The organism is Candidatus Symbiopectobacterium sp., from assembly GCF_020054415.1.
In the GTDB taxonomy this organism is placed as follows: domain Bacteria; phylum Pseudomonadota; class Gammaproteobacteria; order Enterobacterales; family Enterobacteriaceae; genus Symbiopectobacterium.
The window spans coordinates 1-1,204 of sequence record NZ_JAHWCO010000711.1 but is presented as its reverse complement, the minus strand read 5'-3'; the positions used below and the strand labels follow the sequence as shown (position 1 = coordinate 1,204).

Here is a 1,204-nt window from a genome sequence, read left to right as displayed (position 1 = left end):
TAGCCATAAAGGCTGCGGATTCCCTTGACGTAAAATCAGTATGTTAAATCCAGAGCGTGGTGATGCATCCCGGAGCGATCAGCATTTTAATCCAAAACAGGTGTGTCATAACAGCATTATTCCCTATTATTCAACAAAGCCCAAAGCCCAAAGCCCAAAGCCCAAAGCCCAAAGCCCAAAGCCCAATTAAGATACACAGCCTAGTTGACCATTACAAACACTGTCAGCAAATCTGAGTCACAATCCATGTTTTCTTGGAATATCGTAGTTAGTTGAGATAGCAGGCTTTCTTGGAATATCGTAGTCAGCTGATATAGCAGGCTTTCTTGGAATATCGTGGTCAGTTGAGATAGCAGGGTTTCTTGGAATATCGTACTCAGTTGAGATAGCATGCTTTTTTGGAATATCGTACTCAGTTGGGATAGCATGCTTTCTTGGAATATCGTACTCAGTTGAGATAGCAGGCTTTTTTTGAATATCATGGTCAGTTGAGATAGCATGCTTTCTTGGAATATCGTACTCAGTTGAGATAGCATGCTTTCTTGGAATATCGTACTCAGTTGAGATAGCATGCTTTCTTGGAATATCGTGGTCAGTTGAGATAGCAGTCTTTCTTGGAATATCGTAAGTCACCATATTTTTAATGTGATTCTTTTGATCAACCATAGATTCTATATCTTTTTTTACCGAGGCAAAATGATTTGCCTTGCATTTTTCAAGAAAATGTTTGATAAAATCAAATTTTCTGTATTTTTTTGACTTAATAATCTTAACTTTTCCATCTTTTTCTTGGATTTTATATTCTCTATTTTTAATATTAATTTGATTAACCTCACTTATATCAATGTAATTATTATTTTTTGCGTTAATAAATTGTTTTATAGATACAAATGTATGAACACAATTATGTGCTTGAATGATATTATTGGTGCTGCTGGTTCTATTTGATGTAGTTATATTACGCTTTGTAATAGTTGCAAACTTTTCTTTAATTGGACTTACGTTGCTTGATATTTTCATATTCATAGTGAAATAAATCTCAATGATTGGATTAATTTTGGCTTTGTTGAATAAATCAGAACTTGTAACGACTGCGCCCCATACGGGTCGATTGTTACGTGATGTGAATACTGTTCGGCATTCCTAATAGCGTGATCCGGTTAAGCGCTTTGACCATGGCCACGGCTTCACCCACCTGAGCATC

The 1,204-nt window shown here is 36.1% G+C and carries 2 protein-coding genes; one reads left to right on the top strand and one right to left on the bottom strand.

From position 1 onward, the window contains the following. The first annotated feature begins 40 nt into the window (after positions 1–40). A complete protein-coding gene (locus QZ506_RS20455) occupies positions 41–190 on the top strand; it encodes a hypothetical protein (RefSeq protein WP_291973534.1) in 150 nt (49 codons plus the stop codon). Between the two features lie 47 nt (positions 191–237). On the opposite strand, the gene QZ506_RS20450 is transcribed toward QZ506_RS20455, so the two are convergent. Beyond that, entirely contained in the window at positions 238–1,026 is a 789-nt protein-coding gene (locus QZ506_RS20450) for a hypothetical protein (protein ID WP_291973532.1), read from the bottom strand. Between the last annotated feature and the right edge of the window lie 178 nt (positions 1,027–1,204).

Excerpts from the sequence above, each read along its gene's own strand:
- QZ506_RS20455 (WP_291973534.1), top strand. The coding sequence starts at position 41 with ATGTTAAATCCAGAGCGTGGTGATGCATCCCGGAGCGATCAGCATTTT.
- QZ506_RS20450 (WP_291973532.1), bottom strand. The coding sequence starts at position 1,026 with ATGAATATGAAAATATCAAGCAACGTAAGTCCAATTAAAGAAAAGTTT.